This window comes from Variovorax monticola, assembly GCF_051216855.1.
Classification (GTDB): Bacteria; Pseudomonadota; Gammaproteobacteria; order Burkholderiales; family Burkholderiaceae_C; genus Variovorax.
The window spans coordinates 905,928-931,781 of the sequence record NZ_JBPJZP010000001.1 but is presented as its reverse complement, the minus strand read 5'-3'; the positions used below and the strand labels follow the sequence as shown (position 1 = coordinate 931,781).

At 67.5% G+C, this 25,854-nt stretch carries 19 protein-coding genes and 1 pseudogene; 5 read left to right on the top strand and 15 right to left on the bottom strand.

Annotation, left to right across the window (positions count from 1 at the left end):
* Nucleotides 1-99 precede the first annotated feature (99 nt).
* Nucleotides 100-1,068 carry a hypothetical protein gene (locus ACSFA5_RS04200; protein WP_435442752.1) on the bottom strand — a complete coding sequence of 323 codons (969 nt, stop codon included), beginning with the start codon at nucleotides 1,066-1,068 and terminating at the stop codon, nucleotides 100-102.
* Nucleotides 1,069-1,238: 170 nt separating this feature from the next.
* On the opposite strand from ACSFA5_RS04200, the gene ACSFA5_RS04195 reads away from it, so the two are divergent.
* Nucleotides 1,239-2,861, top strand: coding sequence for a thiamine pyrophosphate-binding protein (locus ACSFA5_RS04195; RefSeq protein ID WP_435442751.1), 1,623 nt, complete (start codon nucleotides 1,239-1,241; stop codon nucleotides 2,859-2,861).
* On the opposite strand, the gene ACSFA5_RS04190 is transcribed toward ACSFA5_RS04195, so the two are convergent.
* From ACSFA5_RS04190 to ACSFA5_RS04160, 7 genes are all read right to left on the bottom strand, one after another.
* Entirely contained in the window at nucleotides 2,851-5,925 is a 3,075-nt protein-coding gene (locus ACSFA5_RS04190; protein ID WP_435442750.1) for a bifunctional diguanylate cyclase/phosphodiesterase, read from the bottom strand. The genes ACSFA5_RS04195 and ACSFA5_RS04190 overlap by 11 nt on opposite strands.
* Nucleotides 5,922-6,962: a TRAP transporter substrate-binding protein gene (locus ACSFA5_RS04185; RefSeq protein WP_435442749.1), complete on the bottom strand. Its 1,041-nt coding sequence runs from the start codon at nucleotides 6,960-6,962 to the stop codon at nucleotides 5,922-5,924. The genes ACSFA5_RS04190 and ACSFA5_RS04185 overlap by 4 nt, the downstream gene beginning before the upstream one ends.
* Nucleotides 6,963-7,101: 139 nt before the next feature.
* The gene (locus ACSFA5_RS04180; RefSeq protein ID WP_435442748.1) at nucleotides 7,102-7,374 is read right to left on the bottom strand and encodes a hypothetical protein; all 273 of its coding nucleotides are present in this window, start codon (nucleotides 7,372-7,374) and stop codon (nucleotides 7,102-7,104) included.
* A 257-nt stretch (nucleotides 7,375-7,631) separates the two neighbouring features.
* Complete coding sequence (locus tag ACSFA5_RS04175) at nucleotides 7,632-12,026, bottom strand: DEAD/DEAH box helicase (protein ID WP_435442747.1); 4,395 nt, start codon at nucleotides 12,024-12,026, stop codon at nucleotides 7,632-7,634.
* Between the two features lie 106 nt (nucleotides 12,027-12,132).
* Nucleotides 12,133-12,537: a BLUF domain-containing protein gene (locus ACSFA5_RS04170; RefSeq protein ID WP_435442746.1), complete on the bottom strand. Its 405-nt coding sequence runs from the start codon at nucleotides 12,535-12,537 to the stop codon at nucleotides 12,133-12,135.
* A 116-nt stretch (nucleotides 12,538-12,653) separates the two neighbouring features.
* Nucleotides 12,654-13,040, bottom strand: coding sequence for a response regulator (locus ACSFA5_RS04165; protein WP_435442745.1), 387 nt, complete (start codon nucleotides 13,038-13,040; stop codon nucleotides 12,654-12,656).
* 203 nt (nucleotides 13,041-13,243) lie between these two features.
* The gene (locus tag ACSFA5_RS04160; protein WP_435442744.1) at nucleotides 13,244-13,762 is read right to left on the bottom strand and encodes an Lrp/AsnC family transcriptional regulator; all 519 of its coding nucleotides are present in this window, start codon (nucleotides 13,760-13,762) and stop codon (nucleotides 13,244-13,246) included.
* 92 nt (nucleotides 13,763-13,854) lie between these two features.
* Here ACSFA5_RS04160 and ACSFA5_RS04155 point away from each other — a divergent pair, with 92 nt between their 5' ends.
* From ACSFA5_RS04155 to ACSFA5_RS04145, 3 genes are all read left to right on the top strand, one after another.
* On the top strand, nucleotides 13,855-17,475 hold the full coding sequence (locus ACSFA5_RS04155) for an indolepyruvate ferredoxin oxidoreductase family protein (protein ID WP_435442743.1): 3,621 nt from the start codon (nucleotides 13,855-13,857) through the stop codon (nucleotides 17,473-17,475).
* Between the two features lie 356 nt (nucleotides 17,476-17,831).
* Nucleotides 17,832-18,131, top strand: a complete 300-nt coding sequence (locus tag ACSFA5_RS04150; RefSeq protein WP_435442742.1) for a hypothetical protein — start codon at nucleotides 17,832-17,834, stop codon at nucleotides 18,129-18,131.
* A gap of 496 nt (nucleotides 18,132-18,627) precedes the next feature.
* Nucleotides 18,628-19,182 (top strand): DUF427 domain-containing protein, encoded by a 555-nt coding sequence (locus ACSFA5_RS04145; protein WP_435442741.1) that lies wholly within the window; start codon nucleotides 18,628-18,630, stop codon nucleotides 19,180-19,182.
* 299 nt (nucleotides 19,183-19,481) lie between these two features.
* On the opposite strand, the gene ACSFA5_RS04140 is transcribed toward ACSFA5_RS04145, so the two are convergent.
* From ACSFA5_RS04140 to ACSFA5_RS04110, 7 genes and pseudogenes are all read right to left on the bottom strand, one after another.
* The gene (locus tag ACSFA5_RS04140) at nucleotides 19,482-19,832 is read right to left on the bottom strand and encodes a hypothetical protein (RefSeq protein WP_435442740.1); all 351 of its coding nucleotides are present in this window, start codon (nucleotides 19,830-19,832) and stop codon (nucleotides 19,482-19,484) included.
* 277 nt (nucleotides 19,833-20,109) lie between these two features.
* A complete protein-coding gene (locus tag ACSFA5_RS04135; protein ID WP_435442739.1) occupies nucleotides 20,110-20,445 on the bottom strand; it encodes a hypothetical protein in 336 nt (111 codons plus the stop codon).
* 102 nt (nucleotides 20,446-20,547) lie between these two features.
* Nucleotides 20,548-20,820: a hypothetical protein gene (locus ACSFA5_RS04130; RefSeq protein WP_435442738.1), complete on the bottom strand. Its 273-nt coding sequence runs from the start codon at nucleotides 20,818-20,820 to the stop codon at nucleotides 20,548-20,550.
* Between the two features lie 458 nt (nucleotides 20,821-21,278).
* Nucleotides 21,279-21,653, bottom strand: coding sequence for a hypothetical protein (locus ACSFA5_RS04125; protein WP_435442737.1), 375 nt, complete (start codon nucleotides 21,651-21,653; stop codon nucleotides 21,279-21,281).
* Nucleotides 21,654-21,719: 66 nt separating this feature from the next.
* Complete coding sequence (locus ACSFA5_RS04120; protein WP_435442736.1) at nucleotides 21,720-22,184, bottom strand: GNAT family N-acetyltransferase; 465 nt, start codon at nucleotides 22,182-22,184, stop codon at nucleotides 21,720-21,722.
* A 143-nt stretch (nucleotides 22,185-22,327) separates the two neighbouring features.
* Nucleotides 22,328-22,723 (bottom strand): annotated as a pseudogene (arr, locus tag ACSFA5_RS04115) (NAD(+)--rifampin ADP-ribosyltransferase).
* A 94-nt stretch (nucleotides 22,724-22,817) separates the two neighbouring features.
* Nucleotides 22,818-23,711, bottom strand: coding sequence for a DMT family transporter (locus ACSFA5_RS04110; protein WP_435442735.1), 894 nt, complete (start codon nucleotides 23,709-23,711; stop codon nucleotides 22,818-22,820).
* Nucleotides 23,712-23,951: 240 nt separating this feature from the next.
* Between ACSFA5_RS04110 and ACSFA5_RS04105 the strand changes: the two genes are divergently transcribed.
* On the top strand, nucleotides 23,952-25,751 hold the full coding sequence (locus tag ACSFA5_RS04105; protein WP_435442734.1) for an FAD-dependent oxidoreductase: 1,800 nt from the start codon (nucleotides 23,952-23,954) through the stop codon (nucleotides 25,749-25,751).
* Nucleotides 25,752-25,854: the final 103 nt, after the last annotated feature.

Here is a 25,854-nt window from a genome sequence, read left to right as displayed (position 1 = left end):
GTGGAAGAACAGCGCGATCAGGATGATGATCGGAATCGGAACACCGAGGAACAGCAAGAGAAGCGAGCGCATGAGAATTCTCCTTGAGGCAGATGAGGTTCAAAGGTCGCGGCGACGGCCACCGTAGGTTGCCGCGAAGCTCGCGACGAAGGCGCCGATGAGCATCGAGATCACCAGCCAGAGCGCGCCGTAGGCCGAAGCCTTGCGGGCCGCGTCGGCGGCTTCCTTCGCCTTGGTCTGCGCATCCTTGAGGGCCGCCTGCGCCTTTGCATAGGTGTCGTTCACGCGCTTCTCCGCGTCCTGCTGGCTGAGCCCCGTGCGCTGCGCGACCACCTGGCCCACGTACTTCGCGTCTTCCGGCGGCAGCGCGCCGGAACGAATGCTGTTGAGGAAGATGCGGCTGACCTCCGTGCTCGTCGAGCCCGCGCTGCGGTCCGGCGTCGTGCTCATGGCCGCGGGCGCGGCGCCGGCGTCGGTGGAGGCGGGCGCGGTGCTGCCGGCATCGCGACGGAACAGCGAATCGATGAAGTAGTTCATGGGGCCCGGGCTCGCGTCGGAGGCGCCTTGCGCCGCCGCCGCGCCACCTGCTGCGGTGGCGGCCGTGGCCGCGCCGCCGACCACCGTCGCGCCCGCTTGCGCGCCGGCACCCAGGATCGAACCCACCACCGAACTCAGCAGCGCGGCCGTCAGCAGCGTTGCGACCGCCCAGGCCAGGAAGCCGTGGGCCGTATCGCGAAAGTAGACCTCGTCGGTATGGACGCCGGCCCACTTGGTGCGAAGCCGGCCGGCCAGGTAGCCGCCCATGCCCGATGCGGCGATCTGCGTGAAGGTGAGCCACAGGACGGCCGCCACGCCGACGGCGGTCGCGCTCGCGCCCTGGCTGGCCCAGGGGCTGATGCTCGACATGCCCAGGCCGGTGCCGAGCAGCAAGAGGATCAGCGACAGCGATGCGGCGCCTGCGGCGCCGGCAAAGATCGCGCCCCACGAAACGCCGCTCTGGCTGCCGCTCGCTTCGACAGGGGGGAACGGCGTGTTGACGCCTCTGAGTCCGTCTCCGTATTGGGCCATTGCTGCTCCTTGTTGTGGAACCCGCACTTTTCGACGGGCATCAGGTCGCCCCGGTCATCCGCTCGCGCGAGCGGGGGTAGGCGATGTGCCCGAGTGGTGCGCTGCCCGCAAGGCCAGGCCTCGCGCAGCGCTCGCTGCAGAATCCCCGGACATTCCAACTCCGCCAAACCATGCCAAAAAACTCCGGCCCTCGAGGCGCCGATGCGCTGATCCAGTCCCTGCAAATAGCGGGTGTGAAGCGCATCTTCACGCTGTCGGGCAACCACATCATGTCGGTGTTCGACGCCGCCTTCGCTTCCGGCATCGCGCTCGTCCACACGCGCCACGAGGCCAGTGCGGTGCACATGGCCGATGCGTGGTCGCGGATCACCGGGGAGGTGGGCATCGCCCTCGTCACCGGCGGGCCGGGCCATGCGAATGCGGTGGCTGCGCTGTACACCGCGCAGATGGCCGAGGCGCCCGTGGTGCTGCTGTCCGGTCACGCGCCGAACGATCAGCTCGGGCAAGGTGCGTTCCAGGAAATGCGCCAGGCGGAGATGGCCGCACCGGTCTGCAAGGCGGCCTGGACATGCGCCCGTCCTGAAGACGTGGCCACCGATGTCGCCAGGGCCATCCGCCTCGCCAGGTCCGGGCGGCCGGGACCGGTGCACCTGAGCCTGCCGACCGACGTGCTCGAAGGTACGGCTGCTGCCGGTTTGCTGGAGGTGGGCGCGTTCGCGCCCGACCCGCTGCCGCTCGACCCGGCGCTCGCGGCGCAACTGATCCAGCGCCTTGCGCAGGCCTCGAACCCGATGATCCTCGTGGGGCCGTCCTGCATGACGCGTGCCGGTCGCGCACTGACCGAGGCGCTGGAAACGGCGACGGGCATCCCGGTGGTCGGCATGGAGAGCCCGCGCGGCATCGCCGATGCGAGCCTCGGCGCCTTCGCCGAACTGCTGCCACGCGTGGACTGCCTGGTGCTCGTGGGCAAGCGGCTCGACTTCACCCTCAGGTTCGGCGCGGCCTTTCCCGCTGCGGTGGAAGTGCACCAGGTCGATGCCGACCCCGGCGAGCTCGCGCGCAGCCGCCGTGCGGTGGGCGACCGGTTGCGGATCACCGCGCAGGCCGATGCGGCGTCGGCGCTGCGCGCATTGACGCAGGCGGCGCGCGGTGCGGCAGCTTCCACCTGGTTGAACGAAGTGCGCGAAGCTGTGCGCTACCGGCCCGCCGCGTGGGACAGCGCCCGCGCGCCATCGCCGGAACGCCTGCACCCGGTGCAGATGCTGCGGCCCCTGCAGGCGGTGCTCGACAGCCATCCCGAGTCGGTGCTCGTGTGCGACGGCGGCGAAATCGGCCAGTGGGCCACGGCCTGCCTGCAGGCGCCGCACCGCGTCATCAACGGCGTTGCGGGCGCCATCGGCGCCGGGCTGCCCTACGCGCTGGCCGCGCGCTGCGCCCGGCCCGAGGCGCCGGTCGTCGCGGTGATGGGCGACGGCACCGTCGGTTTCCACATCGCCGAGTTCGACACCGCGGTTCGCCACGGCCTGTCCTTCCTCGCGGTGATCGGCAACGACGCACGCTGGAATGCGGAGTACCAGATCCAACTGCGCGACTACGGCCCGGAGCGCCTGATCGGCTGCGAGCTGCGGCCCACGCGCTACGACATGGTCGCGCAGGCCTTCGGCGCGCACGGCGAGTGCGTGACGCATGCCGCCTCGCTGCCGGCTGCGGCCGATCGCGCGCTCGCCAGCGGCCTGCCTGCGTGCCTGAACGTGATGATCGAGGGCGTGCCCGCGCCGCAGATCAGGCGGTAGCCGTGCCGGCGTCGAGCGCGTCCTCGTAGGCGTCCAGCGGCTGCGGCTTGCCGAACAGGTAGCCCTGGCACAGCAGGCAGCCATTGCGCTCCAGGAAGTCGCGCTGCGCCTGCGTCTCCACGCCCTCGGCCACGATCTCCAGTTCCAGGTTGCGCGCCATGCCGATGATGGTCTGGATGATCAGCTCGACCTTCGGATTCAACCCGATGCTGTGCACGAAGAACTTGTCGACCTTGACCTGGCTGAGCGGCAGCTGCGTCATGTACGACAGCGACGAGTAGCCCGTGCCGAAATCGTCCATCGAGAACTGGATGCCCAGCGCGGCCAGCGTGTCCATCTTCTCGATGGTGTCGATCACCTTGTCGTGCAGCAGGCTTTCGGTGAGTTCCAGCTTGAGCCGGGCCGGGTCGGCGCCGGTGCGCTGCAGCACCGCGCGCACCCGGTCGACGAAGTCGTCTTCGCGGAACTGCCGCGCGCTCACGTTCACCGACAGCTGCAGGTGGGCCCGGCCGGGGTCGGCGCGCCAGGCGGTCAGCTGCCTGCACGCCGTCTCCAGCACCCACAGGCCCAGTGGAATGATCAGCCCGGTGTCTTCCGCCACGTCGATGAATTCGCGCGGCAGCAGCAGGCCGCGCAGCGGATGGTGCCAGCGCACCAGCACCTCGGCACCGGTCACCCGGTTGTCGCTGGTCACCTGGCTCTGGTAGTGCAGCACGAACTGCTGCGACGCGATGGCCGCGTGCAGCTCGCTCTCCAGCGTGGCGCGCGCCGTGATGCTGGTCTGCATGCCCGCCTCGAAGAAGCGCAGCGCGTTGCCGCCGCCGGTCTTGGCGTGGTACATCGCGATGTCGGCCTGCTTGAGAACCTCTTCCATGGAGGCGTGCTCCGCCTCGAACAGCACCGCACCGATGCTGCAGGTGCTGTGGTGCTGCTGCGAGCCGAGCTGGTAGGGCTGGTTGAGCCGCGCGAGGATGGCCGCGCCCATGGTCTCGGTCTGCGAGGTAGCAACGACGGCCTGCGCGCTCAGGTCTTCCAGCATCACCACGAACTCGTCGCCGCCCAGGCGCGCCACGATGTCGCCCTCGCGCAGGCAGTCCTTCAGCCGCTGCGCCACCTGCTTGAGCATCACGTCGCCGATGTCGTGGCCCAGCGCGTCGTTCAGCGTCTTGAAATTGTCCAGGTCCAGGAACAGCAAGGCGCACAGGCGCGAGCGCTGCGCGTTCGACGCGGTCACGCCGATGGCCTGCTTCAGGCGGTCGAGCAGCAGCCGCCGGTTGGGCAGGCCGGTGAGCGTGTCGTAGAACGCGAGGTGCTCGATTTCGTGCGCCGCACGCTTGCTCTCGGTGATGTTGCGCAGGATGACGATGAAGCGTGCATCGACCTCGTCGCCGACCGATTTGCACGAGACCGAGATCTCGAACCAGGTGTTGTCGCGCGCGCCACGCCGCTCGAACTGGCGGCCCGCGGAATGGCCCGTGGCGTCGGCTTCGCGCAAGGCGCTCATCACCTCCGCCGCGGCTTCGGCGGGCAGCAGCTCCGCCAGCACATGGCCGACCGGGTCTTCCACGTCGGTCACCGGCAACGGGCCGCGCGGCGCGTGGTAGCCGTGGCAGCGGCCGTCCAGCCCCACTTCCAGCAACAGGTCGGGCAGCGCGTCGAGCGTGGCCTGCAGCTGCGCCTTGCTCTCGATGATGGCGGCCGTGTGGCGGCGCTTCTCGGTGATGTCCTGGTAGACGCACACGGTGCCGCCGTCGGGCGTGCGGCTGCGCGTGGCGCGGATCACCTGGCCGCCCTGCAGCAGCGCCTCCTGCTCGGAGTGCATCTGGCTCATCTGCGGCATGTTCACGGCCGTCCAGTCGGCCGGGCCGCGCTCGTGCACCACGTGCCTGGCGGTCTCGTCCACGATGCTGCGAAACGGAAACTGCGGCGCGATCATGGCCGCCGTCCAGGGAAACATCGCGATGAAGCGGCGGTTCCAGCTCAGCACGCGGTTCTCGGCGTCGAGCAGCACGAAGCCGTCGATCATCGATTCCAGCGCCTGGTCCAGCATGGCCTTGGAGCGAACCAGCTCGTTGCGCGCGCGCCATTGGCGGCGCAGCTGGACGTGCGTGAAGCGCGCCACCGCCAGGATCATCAGCCCGATGGCCGCGGCGGTCCAGGCGATCAGGTCGCGCTCGCGGCGCCAGTCCCGCAGCGCCGCGGTCAGCGGAATGCTCGCGACGATCAGCATGTTGCGATGCAGCGTCGGGCGCGCCACCACGATGGCCGGCAGCCCGCTCAGGCGCGCGGCCATGCGCGAAGGCTTGCCGTCGCTGGTCTGCTCGTGAAGGGCGGGCTCGATCTGCTTGCCCGTGAGGTCGTCGCGCGGCGGCAGGCTCGCCAGCAGCGGGCCGGCGTCGCGTTCCAGCGTGACCTCCAGGCCGCGGATGCCCGCGCCCTGCGTCATGATCGTGGCCAGCAGCGACAGCTGCACCTCGGCCACCCCCACCATGCGCGCGCCGTCCGCCAGCGTCACGGCGCGTGCGAAGAACAGCACGTTCTGCGTGGTGACCAGGCTGGCAGCCGGCTCGCTGATCGCCAGCGTGGACACCGGATTGGCCAGCACGCTGCGCACGAAGCCCTCGGGCAGCGCCAGCGGCAACTGGGCGCCGCGCCGGTCGGACGACGCAATCACCGCGCCGTTGGCATCGACGAAGGCCACGTGGCGCACCAGCAGGTTCTGCCGCACCACGTTGTCGAGCAGCCGGTGCGCCTCGAAGCCGCCCGCGTTGACGCCGGCGCTGCCGGCCGTGGAGTCGCGCAGCAGCTCGTTGGCGCCGGCCAGCAGCATGTCCACGCTCAGCAGCGCGCGATTGAGCGCGGCCTCCGAGCCGCCCACGAAGCGCACCGCCTGGCTCTCGTGGTCGCCGAGCGTCTTCTGGCGCGCCTCCCAGACGATGACGCCGGCCACGGTCGCCACCGTGACGAGAAAGAGAACGGCCACGCCGTAGACGATGGCAATGACACGGCGGGGAAAGTGCGGCTTCGCTGCGCGGTCGGTGCCCACGGGGGTGTCGGCGCTCACGGCGTGGTGGCCGCGCGCAGGCCGACCACCGGCCCCAGCGTGTCGTTCCAGACCTTGGCGCACACCGGTCCGCAGCGCTGCACCCAGCCCGGCAGCACACGGGCCGCGAAGATCTCGCTGCGGCGCGTCTCGTCCAGCGGCGAAGGCGCCACGGCCACCATGCGGCCCTTGCCGGGCTTGGTGCAGCCGGCGGCCCCGGTGTTGCAGGCAATGCCTTCGTCGGTTTCGCGTTCGGACTGGGCCCACACCGCTGCCTCCAGGCGCGGCAGTTCCTTGCGCAGCAAGGCTTGAAGGTCGGGTGGCAGAGCGGCAAGGCTTTCGCGGTTGGCCGCGAAGACCGCCACGCCCCAACTCAAGGGGATGGTGTAGAGCGTGCTGGTCACTTCGTGCAGTCCCAGCGTGTAGCCCGACATGGTGCCGGTGATGACGCAGTCGGTGTTGCCCGACCTCATGTTCGCGATGACCTGTGCGAACTCGGTGTACACCGGCGTGCCGCCCAGCGCCGTGACGAAGTCGGCCTGCGTTGCGCTCGACACGCGCGTGCGCCGGCCCGCCAGGTCGGCCAGTTGCCGCATCGGCTTGTTGCAGAACACCTCCTGCGCCGGATAGATGTACACCGCCAGCAGTTCCACGTCGTAGCGCTCGCGCAAGGTCTCGGACAGGTAGGGGCGAAACGCGCTCACCACGCGGCGCAGCGTGGGAATGTCGGGGCTCAGGCCGGCCATGTCGGGCGCGCCCAATTCCGGATACTGCGTGGCCATCTGGCTCATCAGCGCGGTGCCGAAGGGCACCACGCCCAACTGCATGAGGTTGAGCATTTCCTGTCCCGGAATGCCCGCGCGGTCGAAGGGCACGATGCTCGCGGTGTAGCGGCCGCCGGACAGCGTGGCCAGGTCGCGTGTCCAGAACTGTTCCTCGTGCCCCGTGTACTGCGTGACACCGCCCAACCCGCCGACGATGCGCAGGCGCTGAACGGGCGCCGTCTGCGCGTTGCACAGCGACGCGAAGAACATCAAAAAGACAAGGAAATAAGCCACGATTTTCATCATTACACAGGATCGCTGGCACGCGACGCGCGAACGCGACCTGCAGCGATCAACGCCGCGCAAGTGATGCTGGAAAGCCGCGAACGGCTGTTCGACGGCGTGCCGCGCTTGGCCTCGGCGGCCGCCCGCCTCAGAGGCCGCGATCGTCCGGGTTCCTGGCGGCCCGGTGGCCGACGCGCTCGCCGACAAAGCGTTCGAGTTCCTGCAGGCCGTCGTCGGTGATGCACTTCACCACGGCGATCCGCGGCACCACATAGGCACCCCTGAGCGCAGGCGGCGTGTTGAATTCAGCCTCGACCAGGCCCGTGGCGGCCAGGATGGAAATGCGCCGGACATCTTCCGGCTTGTCCAGGCGAAGTGGAAAGCGGGCGTGCTGGAGCCGCATCAGGCAAAAGAGTGGCATTCGATCCTCCGGTGCGCGGCGTCCTCGTTTTTGCCGCGCCGATCGGCCCCGAAATGGTGCGACGAAATGTAAACAAATCGGGATATTGCGCAATACGCTTTTCGGGTGACTCGGCCTTCCACTGCAGTCGGATGTACTCGTTCTGTGCGATGTGTTCTTCGAATTCTTCGCGTGGCGTCAGCGGTGGATGCTGACAGTCGGCCGGCGTGCGGCTCTGCGCTGTGCGCGACCCCACCCTTCGCTACCCGCCCCGGCGCTCAACCTTGCCGTTGCACTGCCAGGTCGAAAAGGCGCAGCGACGGTTCGAGCGACAGCGCGCGGCGTGCCGCCTGCGCCTGCGCCGCGTCCAGCGTCACCAGCCAGGCGATCTCACCGGCCACGCTGGTCGCGATCGGCACACCGTCGCGGTACAGCACGCGCGAGCCCGCGACGCGCGGCACCCTGGGCCCTTGGACGATGCTGCCCAGCAGGTTGGCGGGGTCGCTGGCGGCCAGCGCAATCAGCGCACCATCGCCGGGCTGCCTGCGCACCTGCCGCATCGAAGCGACCGCCTCGGGCAGCGCGAACTGCTCGCCCGACACCCCGGCGATGAAACGGCCACCGCGGATCTCGCCGCGCGCCTCCAGCCGCCGGCACACGCGCACCAGGTCGCGCCAGGGCGGCAGCCATGCGGGCTCGCGTTCGAGCAGGCGCCAGCAGACCACGCCGTAGCGGCGCAGCAGCACGTGCACGACCTGTTCCATCGCCTGCGCGGAGGTCGCCGTCATCGCCTCGGCCGCGGCGGGCGGCCGCACCAGGGTCCAGCGCCCCGCATCCTCGATGCCGAACAGCGGCGCGCGCCGCCGCCGCCGCGTGTCGGCCGAGGCCCGCTTCGATGCGGGCACCAGCAAGGCGCGCAGGCCGGCATAGCTGTCGCAGCGCGCGCGGCCCTTGGCGACCAGTTCGGTCAACGCCTCTTCGATCTCCACCGGCAACAGCCGCGTGCCCGACGCGATCTCGTCGAAGAAGCAGGCACCGTGCTGCGCCAGGTGCGCGGCCACCCGCGTGGCGCGCGAGCCCAGCGTTTCGTCGTCGACGGGGGCCGGCGCCAGGCGGGTCCACAGCGCCGCGCTGCGGCGCGGCAACAGCACGATCGGCGTGGCGTGCAACGACAGGCTGCCCGCGCCTTTTCTGGCGCTCTGGCCCTCCGCGGCGTTCGGGCGCAGCCGTGTCCACAGCACGCGTCCGGCCGTGCACAGGTCGTCGAGCCACGCACCGGCGTAGTCGGTCACGCGCGCGGTCAGCAGCTCGGCCTCCCACAGCGGCGCGGGCGCCTCGTAGCCTTCGAGCTGCGACAGGATCCCCGACAGCGCTTGCGGACCGCTCACGCGCGCGGCCGCACCGATGCGCTGCCATTCGAAGAGAAAGCGCACGAAGTCGCGCGACTCGACCGGCTCGATCTCGCGGCGCAGGCGCTTGAGCGTGTAGCGGTGGATGCGCGCCAGCAGATGGCGTTCGCACCATTCGATGGTTTCCGTGCCCGGCGTGAAGCGGCCCTGCAGCACGCTGCCTTCGGCCTGCAGCGCCAGCAGCGCGCCTTCGACGTCGGCGGCCGGCAGGCGCAGCGGCGCGGCCAGTTGCGCCGCGGTGACCGGCCCGAGACCGCCAAGGCGCGAACGCAGCAACTCGCGCAGCGCCGTGTCGCGGTCGGCCGGCTGCTCGGCGTCGGCGGGCGCTTCGATGGCCGGTTGCATCGGTGCATCGGGCACGACGGCCTGCAGCAGGCGCAGGCGCTCGGCCGACACCCACAGGCCGCGTGCCGCGCGTCCCGTGCCTTCGTGCAGCAGGCGCGTCGCGCGGCCGGCCTTCGCTAGCGCGGCGAGCCATTGCTTCCAGTCGGCACCGCGTGCCACTTCGTGCGCCACCTCGTCGTCGCTCAACGCGCCGAGCATGCCCAGCGCCTCGTGCATCTCGTCGGCGCTGCGCGGCTGCGGCCAGGCCTCCTCTCGCACGCTGGCGATGGCGTCCGCGTCGAGCTGGCCGACGTCGTCGGCGCTCTCGGGGTCGGTGTAGCGGCGGTTCTGCACGGCCTGCGTGCGGCGTTCTTCCAGCGGCGCGTCGTCGAGGAAGGCATAGGGGCGCGCGTTCAGCGCTTCCATGGCAAGCGGCGAGGGCGCGGGCAGGTCGCGCGCCAGCACGCGCACCTCGCCCGACTCCATGCGGCGCAGCAGCGCGAGCCAGCCCTCGGCATCCATCGCGTCGTGCAGGCAGTCGTCGAGCGTCTGCACGACCAGCGGGTGCTCGGGCACCTCGCGCTCGCCGGCGATATTCTCCGCGCACGCCACCTGATCGGGGAACACGGCCGCGAGCAGGTCTTCGGAGCGCATGCGCTGCAGCTGCGGCGCCACCTTGCGCCCGCCGCTGAAGCGCGGCAGCGCGAGCGCCGTGGTCGCGTTCCAGCGCCAGCGCACGCCGAACAGCGGCGCGTCGAGCAGCGCCTGCACCAGCACGTGCAGCGCCGAGGCCGAATGCAGGTAGCGCGCGACCTCGTCGAGCGCGAAGCTGTGGCTGGTGGACAGCGACAGCACGATCGCGTCTTCGGTCGCCGCGGCCTGCAGCTCGAAATTGAAGGTGCGGCAGAAACGCTTGCGCAGCGCCAGCCCCCACGCGCGGTTGAGCCGGCTGCCGAAGGGCGAGTGAATCACCAGCTGCATGCCGCCCGATGCGTCGAAGAAGCGCTCCATGACCAGCGTGCGCTGCGTCGGCAGCGCGCCGAGCACGGCAAGCGCGTGCGCAAGGTGCTCCACGATCTGGCGTGCGGCTTCGCCGTCCAGGCCGAGGGTCTGCGTCAGCAGCGCCATCGCGCCGTCGCGGCCGCCTTCTTCCAGCGCCTGCGCCACCTCTTCGCGCAGCCGCGACACACCGAACGACAACTCGTCGCTGCGCCCCGGCGCCTCGCCGAGCCAGAACGGAATGTTGGGCGCCGCGCCGTGCGCGTCTTCCACCCGGACGCGGCCCGGCTCGATCTTCAGGATGCGGTAGCTGGTGTTGCCGAGCTGGAACACGTCGCCCGCCAGGCTCTCGACCGCGAAGTCTTCATTGACCGTGCCGATCTTGTCGGCCTGCGGCTCCAGCATGACCGTGTAGTCGCCGGTCTCGGGGATGGTGCCGCCCGATGTGAGCGCGGTCATGCGCGCGCCCTTGCGCTCGCGCAGCAGGTGGTTCACCGCGTCGCGGTGCACGTAGCCGGCGCGCTGCCCCTGCCGCGTGGCGAAGCCTTCGGACACCATGCGCACCACGTCCATGAAGCGCGCGTGCGTCAGGTTCGCATAGGGCCACGCGCGGCGCACCAGCGCGAAGAGATCGTCCTCGTGCCATTCGCGGCAGGCGGTCTCGGCCACGATCTGCTGCGCCAGCACGTCCAGCGGCGCCGGCAGCACGCGCAGCGCGTCGAGCTCGCCGCGGCGGATGCAGTCGAGCAGGGCGGCGCATTCGACCAGCTCGTCGCGCGACTGCGCAAACAGCCGTGCCTTCGGCACCCCGCCCACCGCGTGGCCCGAACGCCCCGCGCGTTGCAGGAAGGTGGCGATGGCGCGCGGCGAGCCGAGCTGGCACACCAGGTCGACGTCGCCGATGTCCAGCCCCAGCTCCAGCGAGGCGGTCGCCACCAGCACCTTCAGCTCGCCGCGCTTGAGGCGCTGCTCGGCGTCCAGCCGCGTCTCTTTCGACAGGCTGCCGTGGTGCGCGGCCACGGCCTCCTTGCCGAGGATGTCGCCCAGGTGCCGCGCCGCGCGCTCCGCCATGCGGCGCGTGTTGACGAACACCAGCGTGGTCTTGTGCAGCCACACCAGTTCGGCCACGCGGGCGTACACCTGCGTCCACTGGTCGCCCGACATCACCGCCTCCAGCGGCGTCGGCGGCAGCTCGAGCGCCAGGTCGCGCTGCTTGGCATAGCCGATGTCGACGATGGCGCAGGCTGCCGTGCCGTCGGCGTGCAGCGCACCGGCGCCGACCAGGAAGCGCGCCACCTCGTCGATCGGCTTCTGCGTGGCCGACAGGCCGATGCGCACCGGCCGCGCGCCCGTGTGCGCCACGCACAGCGCCTGCAACCGCTCCAGCGACAGCGCAAGGTGGCTGCCGCGCTTGCTCGCGGCAATGGCGTGGATCTCGTCGACGATCACGCTGCGCACGGTCGAGAGCATCTTGCGGCCCGACGCCGAACCCAGCAGCACATAGAGCGACTCCGGCGTGGTCACCAGGATGTGCGGCGGTCGGCGCAGGCTTTGCTGGCGCTCGCGCTGCGGCGTGTCGCCGGTGCGCACGGCGGTGCGGATGTCGACGTCGGGCAGGCCGAGCGCCGCCAGCGCGGCGCGAATGCCCGCGAGCGGCGCGTCGAGGTTCAGGCGGATGTCGTTGGACAGCGCCTTCAGCGGCGAGACGTAGACGACGGCGGTTTCATCCGGCAGCCCGCCGGGCGCCAGCCCCTGGCGCACCAGGTCGTCCAGCGCGGCCAGGAAGGCAGTGAGTGTCTTGCCGGAGCCGGTGGGCGCGGCGACCAGCGTGTCGCGCCCGGCACGGATCGCCGGCCACGCCGCGACCTGTGCGGGCGTGGGGCCGGGAAAGGTTCCGAGGAACCACTGGGCAACGGCGGGGTGAAACGGGTTCAGGGTCACGGGGAACAGGCGCGTGACGGTGTGGGTAGGCGCCTGCAGTCGGGAAGATCGGGACTGCGCGGGCAAATGTCAAGGCGGCCCCTTCAGTCACCGGCGGCGATCGCCGCTACGGCTCCATGTCCATCAGCGGCACCAGCGCGACGAATGCCGCTCGCGCGGCGGCGCTCTCCTGGCTGTCGATCCGCTGCAGCGTTTCCGCGCCGTCGACACTCAGGAAGCCCATGCTGAACCGGCGAAATTGCCGTTCATTGCTTTTGCCCTTGTGCAGCAGCCGCACCTCGCGGTGCCTGGGGTCGGCCTCGATGCGTTCGTAGAGCCTGCCGACGTCGTCCGCGGGGCCTTCAAGGTACTGGCAGAACCTCTCGCCGTCGAACACGAGCAGCCCCGTGATGTGCACGTCGGCATTGGCTTGCCGGGCGTGGCGGGCGATCTTGCCCACCGTGTCCAGCGGGGCCGCGGGCGCGATCACGCTGATGTAGAGCAGTTCGTGGAGGTCGTCGTCAGTTGGCATCGAGGCTTCGTCCCGTGAGCGACCTGAATTTTTCGTCTCGACAGACTACAGCCAGGCAATGAGCGAGTGTGCGCCCAACGCCCTTGCAGCGGTTGGCCGCTTTGGCGGCGACCGCATCAGCTGCGGTCCTCATGACCCGGAATGCGCTCCACGAAGTGAAAGAAGTGGTCGAGTTCGGTCGACTTGTCGAACACGGCGTCGGCACCCAGGGCCAGGCACTGTGCCCGCATCTCGCGCGTTGCGTAGTTCGACAGGATCACCACGAACTGGTGCGGCGCGCGCTGCTCGCAGCCGCGCAGCACCCCCAGCCCGGAGCCCTCCTTCAGAAAGAGATCGACCACTGCGATGTCCCAGTCGCCGTCATGTGCCTTCAGCCAGTGAATGGCCTGCGCTTCGGTTTCGGCGGTTCCCAGCACCCTGGCGCTTGTCAGGTCTTCCAGCGTGGGAATGAGTTGGTCGCGAATCGTCTTGTTGTCCTCGACGAGGAATGTGATGACAGCCATTTTTTTCCTGATCGTCCCGTTTTTTTCACAGGCTATGCGGCCTGCGGTGCGCGGTGGTGGTCTTTGCCCGCGTGTCGGTGTGAGTGGGCCTCCTACGACGGCGCCGAAAAACACGCGGCTCGACCCGTTGCGCGCGAGTTCTTCGGCGCCGCCGCCTTCGCAGCTCGATGTCCGGACGCTGCAGGCCAGCGCCCCTTCGAGCTTCAGGCCTGGCCGCGCCGCACGCTCACCTTGGCGCCCAGCAGGTGCGCCAGCGGCAGCGCCGTTTCCGACTTGATCTCCCGCAACACGATGCTCGAACGCACGTGCGTCACGCCCGGCAGGCTGAACAGCACTTCGTGCAGGAAGCGCTCGTAGTGCTTCATGTCCGGCACGGTCACGTGGAGGATGTAGTCCGCCGGCCCGGTGGCCGACACACAGCGGATGATCTGCGGACTTGCGGCCACCACTTCCTCGAAGCGCTGCACCAGCGCCTCGCTGTGCCGGTCGAGGTTTACCTCGGCCACGGCCGACACGTGCAGGCCCACCAGTTCGGGGTCGACCAGCGCCGTGTAGCCGCGAATGACGCCGGCCGCCTCCATGTCCTTGATGCGCTTCCAGCAGGGCGTGGGCGACAGCCCCACGGCCTCGGAAATCTGCTGCACCGTCTGCCGCCCGTCGTGCTGCAGCGCAGAAAGAATCTTGAGGCAGTGCTCGTCGAGAGAAACAGAACCAACGTTCATGGCGGTTTTTGAGAGGATTTTTCTTCAAACAAGGGTCTGCGCCAGTGTATTGAAGAAACACTTCCTTCGGGTGCGGCAGAACAATTCCGGGCATGAACGCCCCCCACGCAGCCACCGCCCTCCAACGGCCCGACTACCAGCTGTCCGACAACCTCTGGGCCGGCGCCGGCTCGGTCTTTCTCACCGGCACGCAGGCGCTGATCCGCATCCTGGCGATGCAGGGACAGCGCGACGCGGCGCGCGGCCTGCACACGCAGGGCTTCGTCAGCGGCTACCGCGGCTCGCCGCTGGGCATGGTCGACCAGGCCATCTGGAAGGCCGGCGAGCGCTTCAAGCAGACCGGCATCCGCTTCGTGCCGGCCGTCAACGAGGAACTGGCCGCCACGCAGGTGCTGGGCACGCAGCGCGTCGAGTCCGACCCCGAGCGCACCGTCGACGGCGTGTACGCCATGTGGTACGGCAAGGGCCCGGGCGTGGACCGCGCGGGCGACGCACTCAAGCACGGCAATGCCTACGGCTCGTCGCCGCACGGCGGCGTGCTGGTGGTGGCGGGCGACGACCACGGCTGCGTGTCGTCGTCGATGCCGCACCAGAGCGACCACGCCTTCATGGCCTGGCGCATGCCCGTGATGCAGCCCGCCAGCGTGGCCGAGTACCTGGAGTTCGGCCTGTACGGCTACGAGCTCTCGCGCTATTCGGGCGCGTGGGTCGGCATGGCGGCGCTGTCAGAAATTGTCGAGAGCGCCGGCACGGTGGACCTCGACGCGGTGAATGCGCGCGTCGCCGCCTGGGAAGACGCCGACGCCGTGCGCGCCGCCACCGGCCACCGCGCGCCGCCCGACGGCCTGCATTACCGCTGGCCCGACCTGCCGTCGCTGCGCATCGAGTCGCGGCTCGAAGACAAGCTCGCGGCCGTGGCCGCCTTCACGCAGCGCAACAGCATCGACCGCCACGTCATCGTGAGCCCGCATGCCAGGGTGGGCATCGTCACCTGCGGCAAGGCGCACCACGACCTGATGGAGGTGCTGCGCCGGCTCGAACTCTCGCCCGAGCAGCTCGCGCGCGCCGGCGTGCGGCTCTACAAGGTGGGCCTGAGCTTTCCGCTGGAGCAGACGCGCCTGAAGGCCTTTGCGCAGGGGCTCGACGAGATCCTCGTCGTGGAAGAAAAGGGCGCGGTGGTCGAGACGCAGCTGCGCGACATCTTCTACAACGCGCCCGCCGGTGCGCGCCCCGTGCTCGTGGGCAAGCACGACCGCGCGGGCCTGCCGCTGGTGTCCGCGCTGGGCGAGCTGCGCCCGTCGCGCCTCATCGAGCTGGTCGCGCACTGGCTGGCCGTGCACTTTCCGGACAACCACGACCTGGGCGACCACCTGCAGCATGTGCGCGACTTCACGCCGCCCGAGCTGCTGGGCAACGCGAGCGACGCCGTCAAGCGCGTGCCGTACTTCTGCGCCGGCTGCCCGCACAACACCAGCACCAAGGTGCCCGAAGGCTCCACCGCGCGCGCGGGCATCGGCTGCCACTTCATGGCCAACTGGATGGACCGCAGCACGGCGGGCCTGATCCAGATGGGTGGGGAGGGCGTCGACTGGATCTCGCACGCCATGTTCACGAAAACGCCGCACGTGTTCCAGAACCTGGGCGACGGCACCTACTACCACTCGGGCTACCTCGCGATTCGCCAGGCGGTGGCGGCCAAGGCCACGCTCACCTACAAGATCCTGTTCAACGACGCGGTCGCCATGACCGGCGGGCAGCCGGTCGACGGCGTCATCAGCGTGGACGCCATCGCGCGGCAGGTCGAGTCCGAAGGCGTCACGAAGGTGGTGGTCGTGAGCGATGCCATCGGCCAGTACGACGCCATCAGGAGCCGCTTTCCGGCGGGCACCGAGTTCCACGACCGCGCCGCGCTCGACGCCGTGCAGCGCCGCCTGCGCGAGATGCCCGGCGTGACCGTGCTCATCTACGAGCAGACCTGCGCCGCCGAGAAGCGCCGCCGCCGCAAGAAGGGCGAGCTGGCCGACCCGCCCAAGCGCCTGTTCATCAACGAGGCCGTGTGCGAAGGCTGCGGCGACTGCACCGTGCAGAGCAACTGCGTGGCCGTGCTGCCGCAAGAAACGACCATGGGCCGCAAGCGCAAGATCGACCAGACCAGCTGCAACAAGGACTACTCCTGCGCCAAGGGCTTCTGCCCCAGTTTCGTGGGCGTGACCGGCGGCAAGCTGCGCCGCAAGAGCGGCGCGCTGGCCGCGGGGCGCGACGCCTTCCTGCACCGCGTGGCCGCGCTGCCGCACCCCGCGGCGCATGCGTGGAGCGCGCCGTACGACCTGCTCGTGACGGGCGTTGGCGGCACCGGCGTGGTGACCGTGGGCGCCGTCATCGCGATGGCCGCGCACCTCGAAGGCAAGTCGGCCAGCGTGCTCGACTTCATGGGCTTCGCGCAGAAGGGCGGCTCGGTGCTGAGCTTCGTGCGCCTGGCCGATGCGCCCGAGCGGCTCAACCAGGTGCGCATCGACACGCAGCAGGCCGACGCCATCCTGGCGTGCGACGTGGTGGTCGGTGCATCGGCCGACGCGCTGCAGACCGTGCGGCACGGACGCACGCGCGTGCTGGCCAACATCCACGAGATTCCCGTGGCCGAGTCGCTGCGCAACCCCGATGCCGAGCTGCACGTCGACCTGCTGCTGGAGAAGATGCGCTTCGTCGCGGGTGAAGACCAGGTCGAGACTTTCGACGCGCAGAGCCTGGCCGAAGAATTTCTGGGCGACACGCTGGCCGCCAACATCGTGGCGACCGGCTACGCGTGGCAGCGCGGCCTGGTTCCGCTGAGCCTGGAGGCGCTGATGCATGCGATCGAACTCAACGGCGTGGCGGTGGCGGCCAACCAGTCGGCCTTCTCGCTGGGGCGGCTGGCGGCGGGCGACCCGGCCGCACTCGACCAATTGCGCGCGGCGCCGATGAATGCGCCAGCGCAGCAAGCCGACGAGCGCCCGCTGGAAACGCTGCTGGCCGATGCGCGCCGCCATCTCACCGGCTACCAGAACGCCGCGTGGGCGGCTCGCTTCGAGACGCGCATTCGCGCGCTGCAAAAGGCCGAGTCCGCACTGGCGGGCGGCGATGTCAGCCTGCCCTTCACGCGCAATGCGGCGCGCGGCCTGCTCAAGCTGATGAGCTACAAGGACGAGTACGAAGTGGCGCGCCTGTACACCGACGGCGCCTTCCTGCAGAAGTTGCAGGACCAGTTCGAAGGCGAGCTGAAGCTCGAGTTCCACATGGCCCCGCCGCTGCTCGCGCGCCCCGCGCACGGGCAGGCGCCGGTCAAGGTGCGCCTTGGTGCGTGGATGCTGCCCGCGATGAAATGGCTGGCGCACGGCAAGCGGCTGCGCGGCACGGCCTTCGACCTGTTCGGCTACACCGAAGAGCGGCGCACCGAGCGCGGGCTCATCACGCACTTCGACAGCCTGCTGCAGGACATGTGCACCGAGCTCACCACCGACAACCAATCGACCGCAGCGCGCGTGGCCGTGCTGCCGATGTCGGTGCGCGGCTTCGGGCATGTGAAGCTCGCCAACCTCGCGTCGGTGCGCGTTCGCGAAGCCGAGTTGCTGCACCGCTTTGCGCCGTCGCGTTATGCGAAGCCGGCGTCGGCCGAAGGCGCGCCTGTGGCAGGCCAGATTCGCGGCATCGCGATCGTGGCCGGCTCGGCAGCCTGAGGTGCGCGCGCCGCTCAGGCCTGCGACCGAAGGCTCAGAACTTCTTGCTTGAGCTCGGGCGGCAGCGTGCCCAAGTGGTCGTTGAAAGACGAAAAGACGAGCGCCATTCCGGATCTGCCCTGATGTCGTTGATTTGACTGTGCGACTCGAAGTCCATTTCGATTGCGCAGCCCGGCGGCGTGCTCTGCTTCAGACCTTTGCCGATCAAGGTCGACCCTGCGTTCGAGATGACTGCTTGCGAAAGCATCGCTCGTCGCAAACCCGGCAACATTTCGGTACGATGCCTCTCTCCACCCTGGCCGGATCGTCATGAGAGCAGTGATGGCCCGGGGTGTCACCGCAAATGGAGCACCTTCATGTGGAGCATCTTGGCCGACCTTGTCGTCGGCATCTTCGATTTCGTCATCGACGTCTTGTTGTTCAGAGGCCTGCGCCGCAAGCATGGCCGCTCCGACCGTGGCGTTGCTGCGGACACGCTCGAGGTCGCGCGTTTTGACTTCGTCACGATGGTTTTCATCTCGATGGCCTGCGCTGGATTGATGCTCCTCCTCACATTCGGACTGGGTTTGCCGGTGGGCTGGAGCGTCGGAATCGGCATCATCGTCGGGGCCGTCTGGGGAGGCTGGCGATACGTCCGATTGGTTCGTGAGCGATGAGTACGGCGCGTGCACCGGCATATCCCCCGAATCAAGACCGCTCGCGCTGACGGTGCAGGCACCGCCAGCAAAATTTCCCTGTTCGACAAGCTCCGGGCAGGTCACGAGACCGGCAGATCCAGGGAGACCGAATGTGCAGCGGTACCTGCTGGATCGACGATGCTTTCAAGATGATGCTTCCCGTCGGGTACGAGTCTTGGGTGGGAGATCGCCCGATGTGTTCTTGGGCGCCGGGACAATCATTTGTGCGTTGCTTCGCAAGCGCAAAGGAGGCTCCACGTTATTGCCTGGAATCGGGCGAGGCCGTTCTTTCGTGATGCTTGTTCGATCGGGAAAAATGTCGCGGCTATCCCCCAAGCGCTGACGGCCAATGTTTTGGCTGCAGGTGCACATCGTCGGCATCACCGGCTCCGCCAAAAGCTGGTTTTCTGAACCGCCTTGGGTTCTCGGCCTTTCGACCGGCACTTCGGCCTCGTCATGTATTCTGTGAGCCATCATGAGCAGCGATTCCAAATGGCTTGAGAGCGCCCGCGCGCAGTGGCTTTGGCGAGGGGAAGAGCGGCCCCCGTTCGCCGATGTCCCTGCGTCAGGGCAGGTTTCGGTTTGGGATTTCCCGAGGCCGCCAGAGCTCGTACGCGAAGCACGTGAGATCGTCGTGCTCTGGGGCCACCTGGAGGTAGCGCGCACACGCGCCGCCTGGGCTGTCCGCGAAACGGCCCACCCACCCACCTTCTACCTGCCGCTGGTCGACGTACAGCCTGGACTGTTGCAGCCCGCTGGCGGTGGCTCGTTCTGTGAGTGGAAGGGACCGGCGCGCTATTGGAATCTGGTAGACGGCGCACGTCGCTTGGACCAGGTCGCCTGGAGCTACCCCCATCCCTTGTCCGGTGCCGAGCCACTCGCCGGGTGCGTGGCCTTCTATGCCCACAATCTTGACTGCCGTGTCGGCGGATCGAAGGCCCATCCACAGGAGGGCGCCTTCTATGGGGGCTGGATCACGCCCGACTTGGCTGGGCCCTTCAAAGGCGGACCCGGTAGCGGAGGTTGGTAGCCAGTCGGTTTCGGTGACCCGGTGCGCAAGCAAGGACAAATCGCACAATCAAGTGCCATCGCGAGTGCGCGCCGCCGGAATCGAGATCATGGCCGACCAACTTCAGCTGCAAGAAGTGCAGCGGTCGCTCAACCAGCGCCGGGTCGGATGGTCGGTATTGGCCTTAGCAGTCACTGGACCGGCAAATCTCATCTGTAGCTCCAAGCCTGTTGCTGGAATTTGACAGACTTCCGCTTAGGGCCCAGAGCAGCCGGTCGCCGATTCCCTAAAGCGGTCTGTCACCCCCGCCACCATTGCTATCAGATTGCGGGCGACATGAACGAAACGCGAAGAGTTGCACCGTATTGATGTGCCGCCCCGAGGAGTTCCGCCGGCACATCGAAATTCGCCCAGTTGCGAGGTGTATAGATGTGGACGCCGAGTTCAACCGCCCGGTATTTTCTCGGTATCGCTTCGGCAATCCAGCAGAGATTCGCACTCACTTCGTCCGGTTCGCAATCAACGACCAAGTAGATTTCTCGAGGGTCTGGCCCCGGAGTTGCTCCGCCCCTGTGCTTTGGAAATTTCTCGAAGAACTGCCTTTGCGCAGATTCGTGCAAGCCGCGCACCACGACCAGATACGAAACGACATCTGCATCCGACTTGCTCATTTAAAGACACCTGATTTGGTTCATGCGACCAGTTGCAAAGGTCCGGTCCTGGCCGAGGCTGTGTGAAAACGTTGGTGCTGTGCCCCTTGCGTGAAAGTCGACCTCTCAGATCGCGCCAGGATCGACTATCGAGGCTTCGGGAATGGTTTGGCTACCCATGGAAACATGACCTTCGAACGTTTTCACACAGCCTCGGCCGACTGCAGCCGGTCGCGCCTCAAGGAGCATCGCGGCCGAACAGATGCTTGTCGGGCTGAGATGCACCGAATTTGCGCGCCTAGCCAACATATCGTTGATCGATCCGATATGAGATTTCCTCAGCTTTGAACCCTGTTGCCGCCGTAAATTGATCGATCTGCTCGGCTATGTCAGCCGTGATGATGCCCCACACATGGAGTCGAACCTCAGGCATTTCTGGGCGAAGATGCAGGATGAAGTATCGATTTTCATCGGCGCAGATGAGGCAGACGCGCGCCGAACCAATCTCGTCTAAGACGTCCTCAAACTGAAAGCCATACTCTTCGAGCTCAGCCTCCGGCAAGTCGCTTTCGAAAAGGAATTGATCAAGATTGACATCCATCGGGCGCAGCCGAATTGGCAATAGTTTGAACATTGAGTGACTCTTCCTTGCCTTCTTCACAGGGCGGATGTCTGCTTTGAAGCAAATTTCTCCATGAAGCTGAACGTCTGGTTGTGGCCGATTTCCGCCCGTTGCTCATTGAGCGCCTTCGAGCGCCGCAATATATGGCAGGACTCGCGGATGGACCTCAACCCACTGGGCGCCTATGAACGTCGATACGGAGCCCGAGTCGATGGCGTTCGCGATTGACCAAAACTCGGACGCGGCCTGCAGCAAGTCGTGCGCCGCGTGCATCACGCTCTCGCTTGCTGCCGCCTCCGGCTCGCCGGCTTCGATGTCCCACTCCTTCTGAATCGCCGCCATGAGCTTGCCGGCGGCAGCCTCGATAGGTGTCCGTGCACGTGTCATGGGCGTGAATCTAGCCTGCGCGTGAACGTCTGGTCCTGCCGATTGTTGCCAGACTGGAGCTCACACAAGGACTGGCTCCTGCATGGCATCGCTGTCTTCTCGAACTTCTTCAGGTTCTGGATAGTGATACCAGTCTTCGTGTGGCGCATAGATATCGCACTGGAGGCATTGCGTTTGAGGCCATCTGACGCTGCAGCCGGGGCAAATGCCTCGTGTCCAGAATGTGTTCCAGCTAGTACCGCAGCTTGGCACACAAAACCACCGGTCTTCAGCTCGCGGTCTGAACTTGCAGTGAGGGCAATAGATTTGAGCTTTGCAGTCCATCCGGAAGTCCTGAGCGAGTGACACATTGGTGAGATTACTGCCAGCGATTTTTATCCGTCATGCTGTGAGTGCGCACGCGCTTCGGAACGCTAAGGTCGACCGTCCGCTGTTGGCCGAGGGCGGCACGCCAGAAGCTACGGCTGGAATCTACCAAGTTGATGGCTGGTGAGCACGTGTACGGCCCTGACGTAAGTCGATTTCTTGGTTGCCGTGACGTATTCCGGGTCGGTGCTGAGGTAGTCGGCCACGCGGCTGACCACCAGCTCGATTTCATCATTTCTCCCGGAGGGGCTGTCCACTTGAACTCGAACTGTCTGCCCAAGCGTTTCAGGGTACTTCTCTGCAAGGTGCCCATCAATTGCTGCATCTACGGCGCTGAAGACCCTGTCCTGAATTGCCTTCAATCGGGCGCGCCTGTCATCAACGTGGTCGGGCAAATCTTCGCTTTCAACCAGATGCAGCGCGTACTGGTCACGGACAGGGTCGAAACTCACGACGTCAATTGTCACGCTTGGCATGTGTTCTAGCTGAATTGAGAGTCCAAGTTGGATGACCGCTGTTGGCCGGGTCCGGTCCTATCTGGCTCCGGGGTTGGTGGCGGGAGCCTTCACAGCAAAGGCCTGCTTGTCGCTGCGGTTGAAACCGACCGCCTCATAAAACTGGAAGGTCGCTTCATCCTTCCTGCCGGTCATCAGCATGACCTTGTAGCAGCCTTGCGACCAAGCAAAAGCTAGGGCCTCGACAAGTACCGCCTTGCCGTATCCACGCTTGCGATGGTCTGCGTGGGTCACGACGTTCTCGATCACGGCATATGGCTTGCAGCCCCGAGTGAGATTCGGGATGACGGTGACGGTGCAGCTGGAGACGAGCTTTTCCGCTGTGTAGACCCCGAAGTACCTATAGCGCGAGTTGCCTACTAGCTCCTGCCATATAGACTCGACAGCGGCAATATCCGGCAATGGATCATCAACGTCGTGAAGATGCTGGTACAGGGCCAGCAGGCTCTTGAGTTCCGAAGCGGCGATTTGTCGAACTTCCATACACCTCCCTTGAATTGCCCACCTGCGACGAAGGGCTGGTATTGGCCGAATCCTGCCACGCACCAGTGGCGCCGAGGAGCCCAAGGCTGTCACCAACCCAGTCCATTTCCAATCGCTGCCCAGCACGGCATGGCAGGCGAGATTCAGTTGATGATCTCTCCCATGCCTGCGCTTACGCGCTCCCTGAGCTGCCGGAGGTACTCCGCATCGAAGAGTTCCCAGGTCTCCAGTTCGCCGACGATCCGAAGCGGCTCGCGGCTGCGGTACGAGCGTGTGGGATTGCCCGGAAACTTCTTGTCTGTGACGTTGGGGTCGTCCTCGAAGACGCCCGTGGGTTCGACGATGTACACGCGGCCACGGCCGTCGCTCTTCGCCATTTCCGCCGCCAGCCCGGCGCCCTTTGGCCAAGCGGTGAACTAGATGTGGCTCATGACGACGCGGCCGTCGCAGTTGGAGCGGAAGCCTGCGGTGAGCAGGTCGCCCACTTGCAGGTCCGCCCGCGTGCCGTGGAAACAAGGGCCGGTGTCCAAGACTGCCATCGCGGGTCGCTCCTTTGCATAAAGGAAAAGCCGCGGAGTCTGCTCAGGTCGACTCGCAGCGGCGCGCGGCTTCGCCCACGCACCTCACCGCGGCTTAGACGGCGCGCCGCTTCTTCCGCGCAGACCTCGGCGCCTCGCTGCGCGCCAGCCACAGCCCGCTCGCAACGATCAACGCCCCGCCACCCAGCGTCCACACATCGGGCGCGGCGTGCCAGAACAACCAGTCGAGCATCAACCCCCACGCAAGGGCGCTGTATTCGAACGGAGCGATGGCCGCAGCCTGGCCGTGCCGAAACGCTTCGGCGATGGCCATCTGGCCCAGGAAGCCGCTGATGGCCAGGCCCGCGAGCATCCACGTGTGCTCGGCCTGAAGGGGCACCCATTGCGGCACCGCCAACACGGTCCCGCCCAGCGCCATGCCGGCGGTCGTCCAGAAGACCAGCGCGGTGCTCGGCTCGGTGCGGCTGATGAGCCGGCCCAGCATGTTCGACACCGCATAGCAGACCGCGGCCACCAGCACCGCCAGCGCCCCCATCGACAGGAACGCACCCTGCTCGGGCCGCAGCGCGATCACCACGCCGACAAAGCCCAGCCCGATCGCGACCCAGTGCCGCGGCCGCACCGACTCGCCCAGCATCGGTACGGCGATGAGCACCATCAACAACGGCGCGATGAAGGTGAGCGTGTAGGCCTCGGCCAGGCCGAGGGTCTTCAGGCCGTAGACGAAGAGCACCAGCATCGCCATGTTCAGCACGGTGCGCAGCAGGTGCAGCCGCCAACGCAGCCGGCGGTGGAACACGCCGCCGGCCTCGCGCCGCCATGCGATGTAGAGGCACACCAGGGGCAGCGCGGTAAGACCGCGCAGTGCCATCACCTGCACCGGCGGGTAGTGCCCGGCCAGGTTCTTGAGCAGCGCGTCCATGCAGGCAAAGAAGGCGCAGGCCAACAGCATCGCGGCAATGCCGCGCAGGGTTCCGGTCGGGTGCATGGGAGGTGTGTGTCTTGCGGCAGTGGCCGGACAGTGGCCTTGTTCTTGACCGCGAAGCATAGGCGCTGCCATCGGTCGGCTGACCCTGCAGTGCCGCCGCTCGAATCGATCTGTCGTCCGATGGCTTGCGCTGCTGCGGGATTCCACCAAGTTTTGCCAGCCACCAGTGCGGCGCATACTCGCAGCCGAGCCGCGCGCCGGCCCCTTCGGGCTCCCGGGCGACCGTCAGGAGACAACGCTTTGCAGCGAACCGACATAGCCAACCCGGCCTACTTTCACAAGGTGGTCGATTGCCAGTACGCCTGCCCGGCGCACACGCCCGTCCCCGAATACATCCGCATGATCGCGCAGCGCCGCTATGGCGACGCCTACATGATCAACTGGGCCTCCAACGTGTTTCCCGGCATCCTGGGGCGCACCTGCGACCGGCCCTGCGAGCCTGCCTGCAGGCGTGGGCGTGTGGAAGAGAGCAACGCCCAGGCGCCCGAACCGGTGGCCATCTGCCGGCTCAAGCGTGTGGCCGCCGACCTGAAGGACGACGTGCGCCCGCGCATGCCCAAGCCCGTGCCGAAGAACGGCCAGCGCATTGCCTGCGTCGGCGCCGGCCCGGCCTCGCTCACCGTTGCGCGCGACCTGGCACCGCTGGGCTACGAGGTGACCGTGTTCGACGCCGAAGCCAAGGCCGGCGGCTTCATCCGTACGCAGATCCCGCGCTTTCGCCTGCCGGAGTCGGTGATCGACGAAGAGACGGGCTACGTGCTCGACCTGGGCGTCGAGTTCCGCGGCGGCGAGCGCATCGACTCGATGAAGGCGTTGATGGCGCAGGGGTGGGACGCGATCTTCGTCGGCTGCGGCGCGCCGCGCGGGCGCGACCTCGACGTGCCCGGCCGGCAAGAAGCAGCGGCCAGCATCCACATCGGCATCGACTGGCTCAACTCGGTGTCGTTCGGGCACATCAGCAGCATCGGCAAGCGCGTGATCGTGCTGGGCGGCGGCAACACTGCCATGGACTGCTGCCGCTCGGCACGCCGCCTGGGCGGAACCGACGTGAAGGTCGTCGTGCGCAGCGGCTTCGACGAAATGAAGGCCTCGCCCTGGGAAAAGGAAGACGCCCAACACGAAGGCATTCCGATCATCGACTTTCACGTGCCCAAGGCCTTCGTGCACGAGGAGGGCAGGTTGCTGGGCATGCGCTTCGAACTCGTGCGTGCCGAGTACGACGACCAGGGCCGCCGCACGCTGGTGGCCACGGGCGAGCCCGATGCGTATGTCGAATGCGACGAGGTGCTGGTGGCCGTGGGGCAGGAAAACGCCTTTCCCTGGATCGAGCGCGACTGCGGCCTGGCCTTCGACAAGTCGGGCCTGCCGACGCTCGACCAGAACACCTTTCAGTCCACCGTGCCCCACGTGTTCTTCGGCGGCGACGCGGCCTTCGGCCCCAAGAACATCATCACGGCCGTGGCCCACGGCCATGAGGCCGCGGTGTCGATCGACAAGCTGCTGCGCGCCGAGCCGGTGTACGTGCGCCCCGCGCCCATGACCAACCTCGTGTCGCAGAAGATGGGCATCCACGAGTGGAGCTACGACAACGACACCTCCAACGACCTGCGCTACAAGGTGCCTTGGGCCAAGGCCGAAACGGCGCTGGCCAGCATTCGCGTGGAGGTGGAACTGGGCTTCGACGCCGCCACCGCCTTCAAGGAGGCCGAGCGCTGCCTGAACTGCGATGTGCAGACCGTGTTCGCCGAGCCCGCGTGCATCGAATGCGATGCCTGCGTGGACATCTGCCCGATGGACTGCATCAGCTTCGTCGACAACGCGGACGAAGCCGAACTGCGGCCCCGGCTGAAGGCGCCGGCGCTGAACCTGGCGCAAGACCTGTACGTGTCCGGCGGGCTCAAGACGGGCCGCGTGATGGTCAAGGACGAAGACGTCTGCCTGCACTGCGGCCTGTGCGCCGAGCGCTGTCCCACGGGCGCCTGGGACATGCAGAAATTCCTGTTGAAGATGACGCCTGCGGGGCAGGGGGTGGCCGCATGAACGTTCGCTCTTGCTCTTGCTCCCTCTCCCCTTGGGGAGACGGTTGGGGTGAGGGCGTGGGCCTTCGCAAGCCCGCCGCCCCTGCCATCGTCGCCGGCCCTCA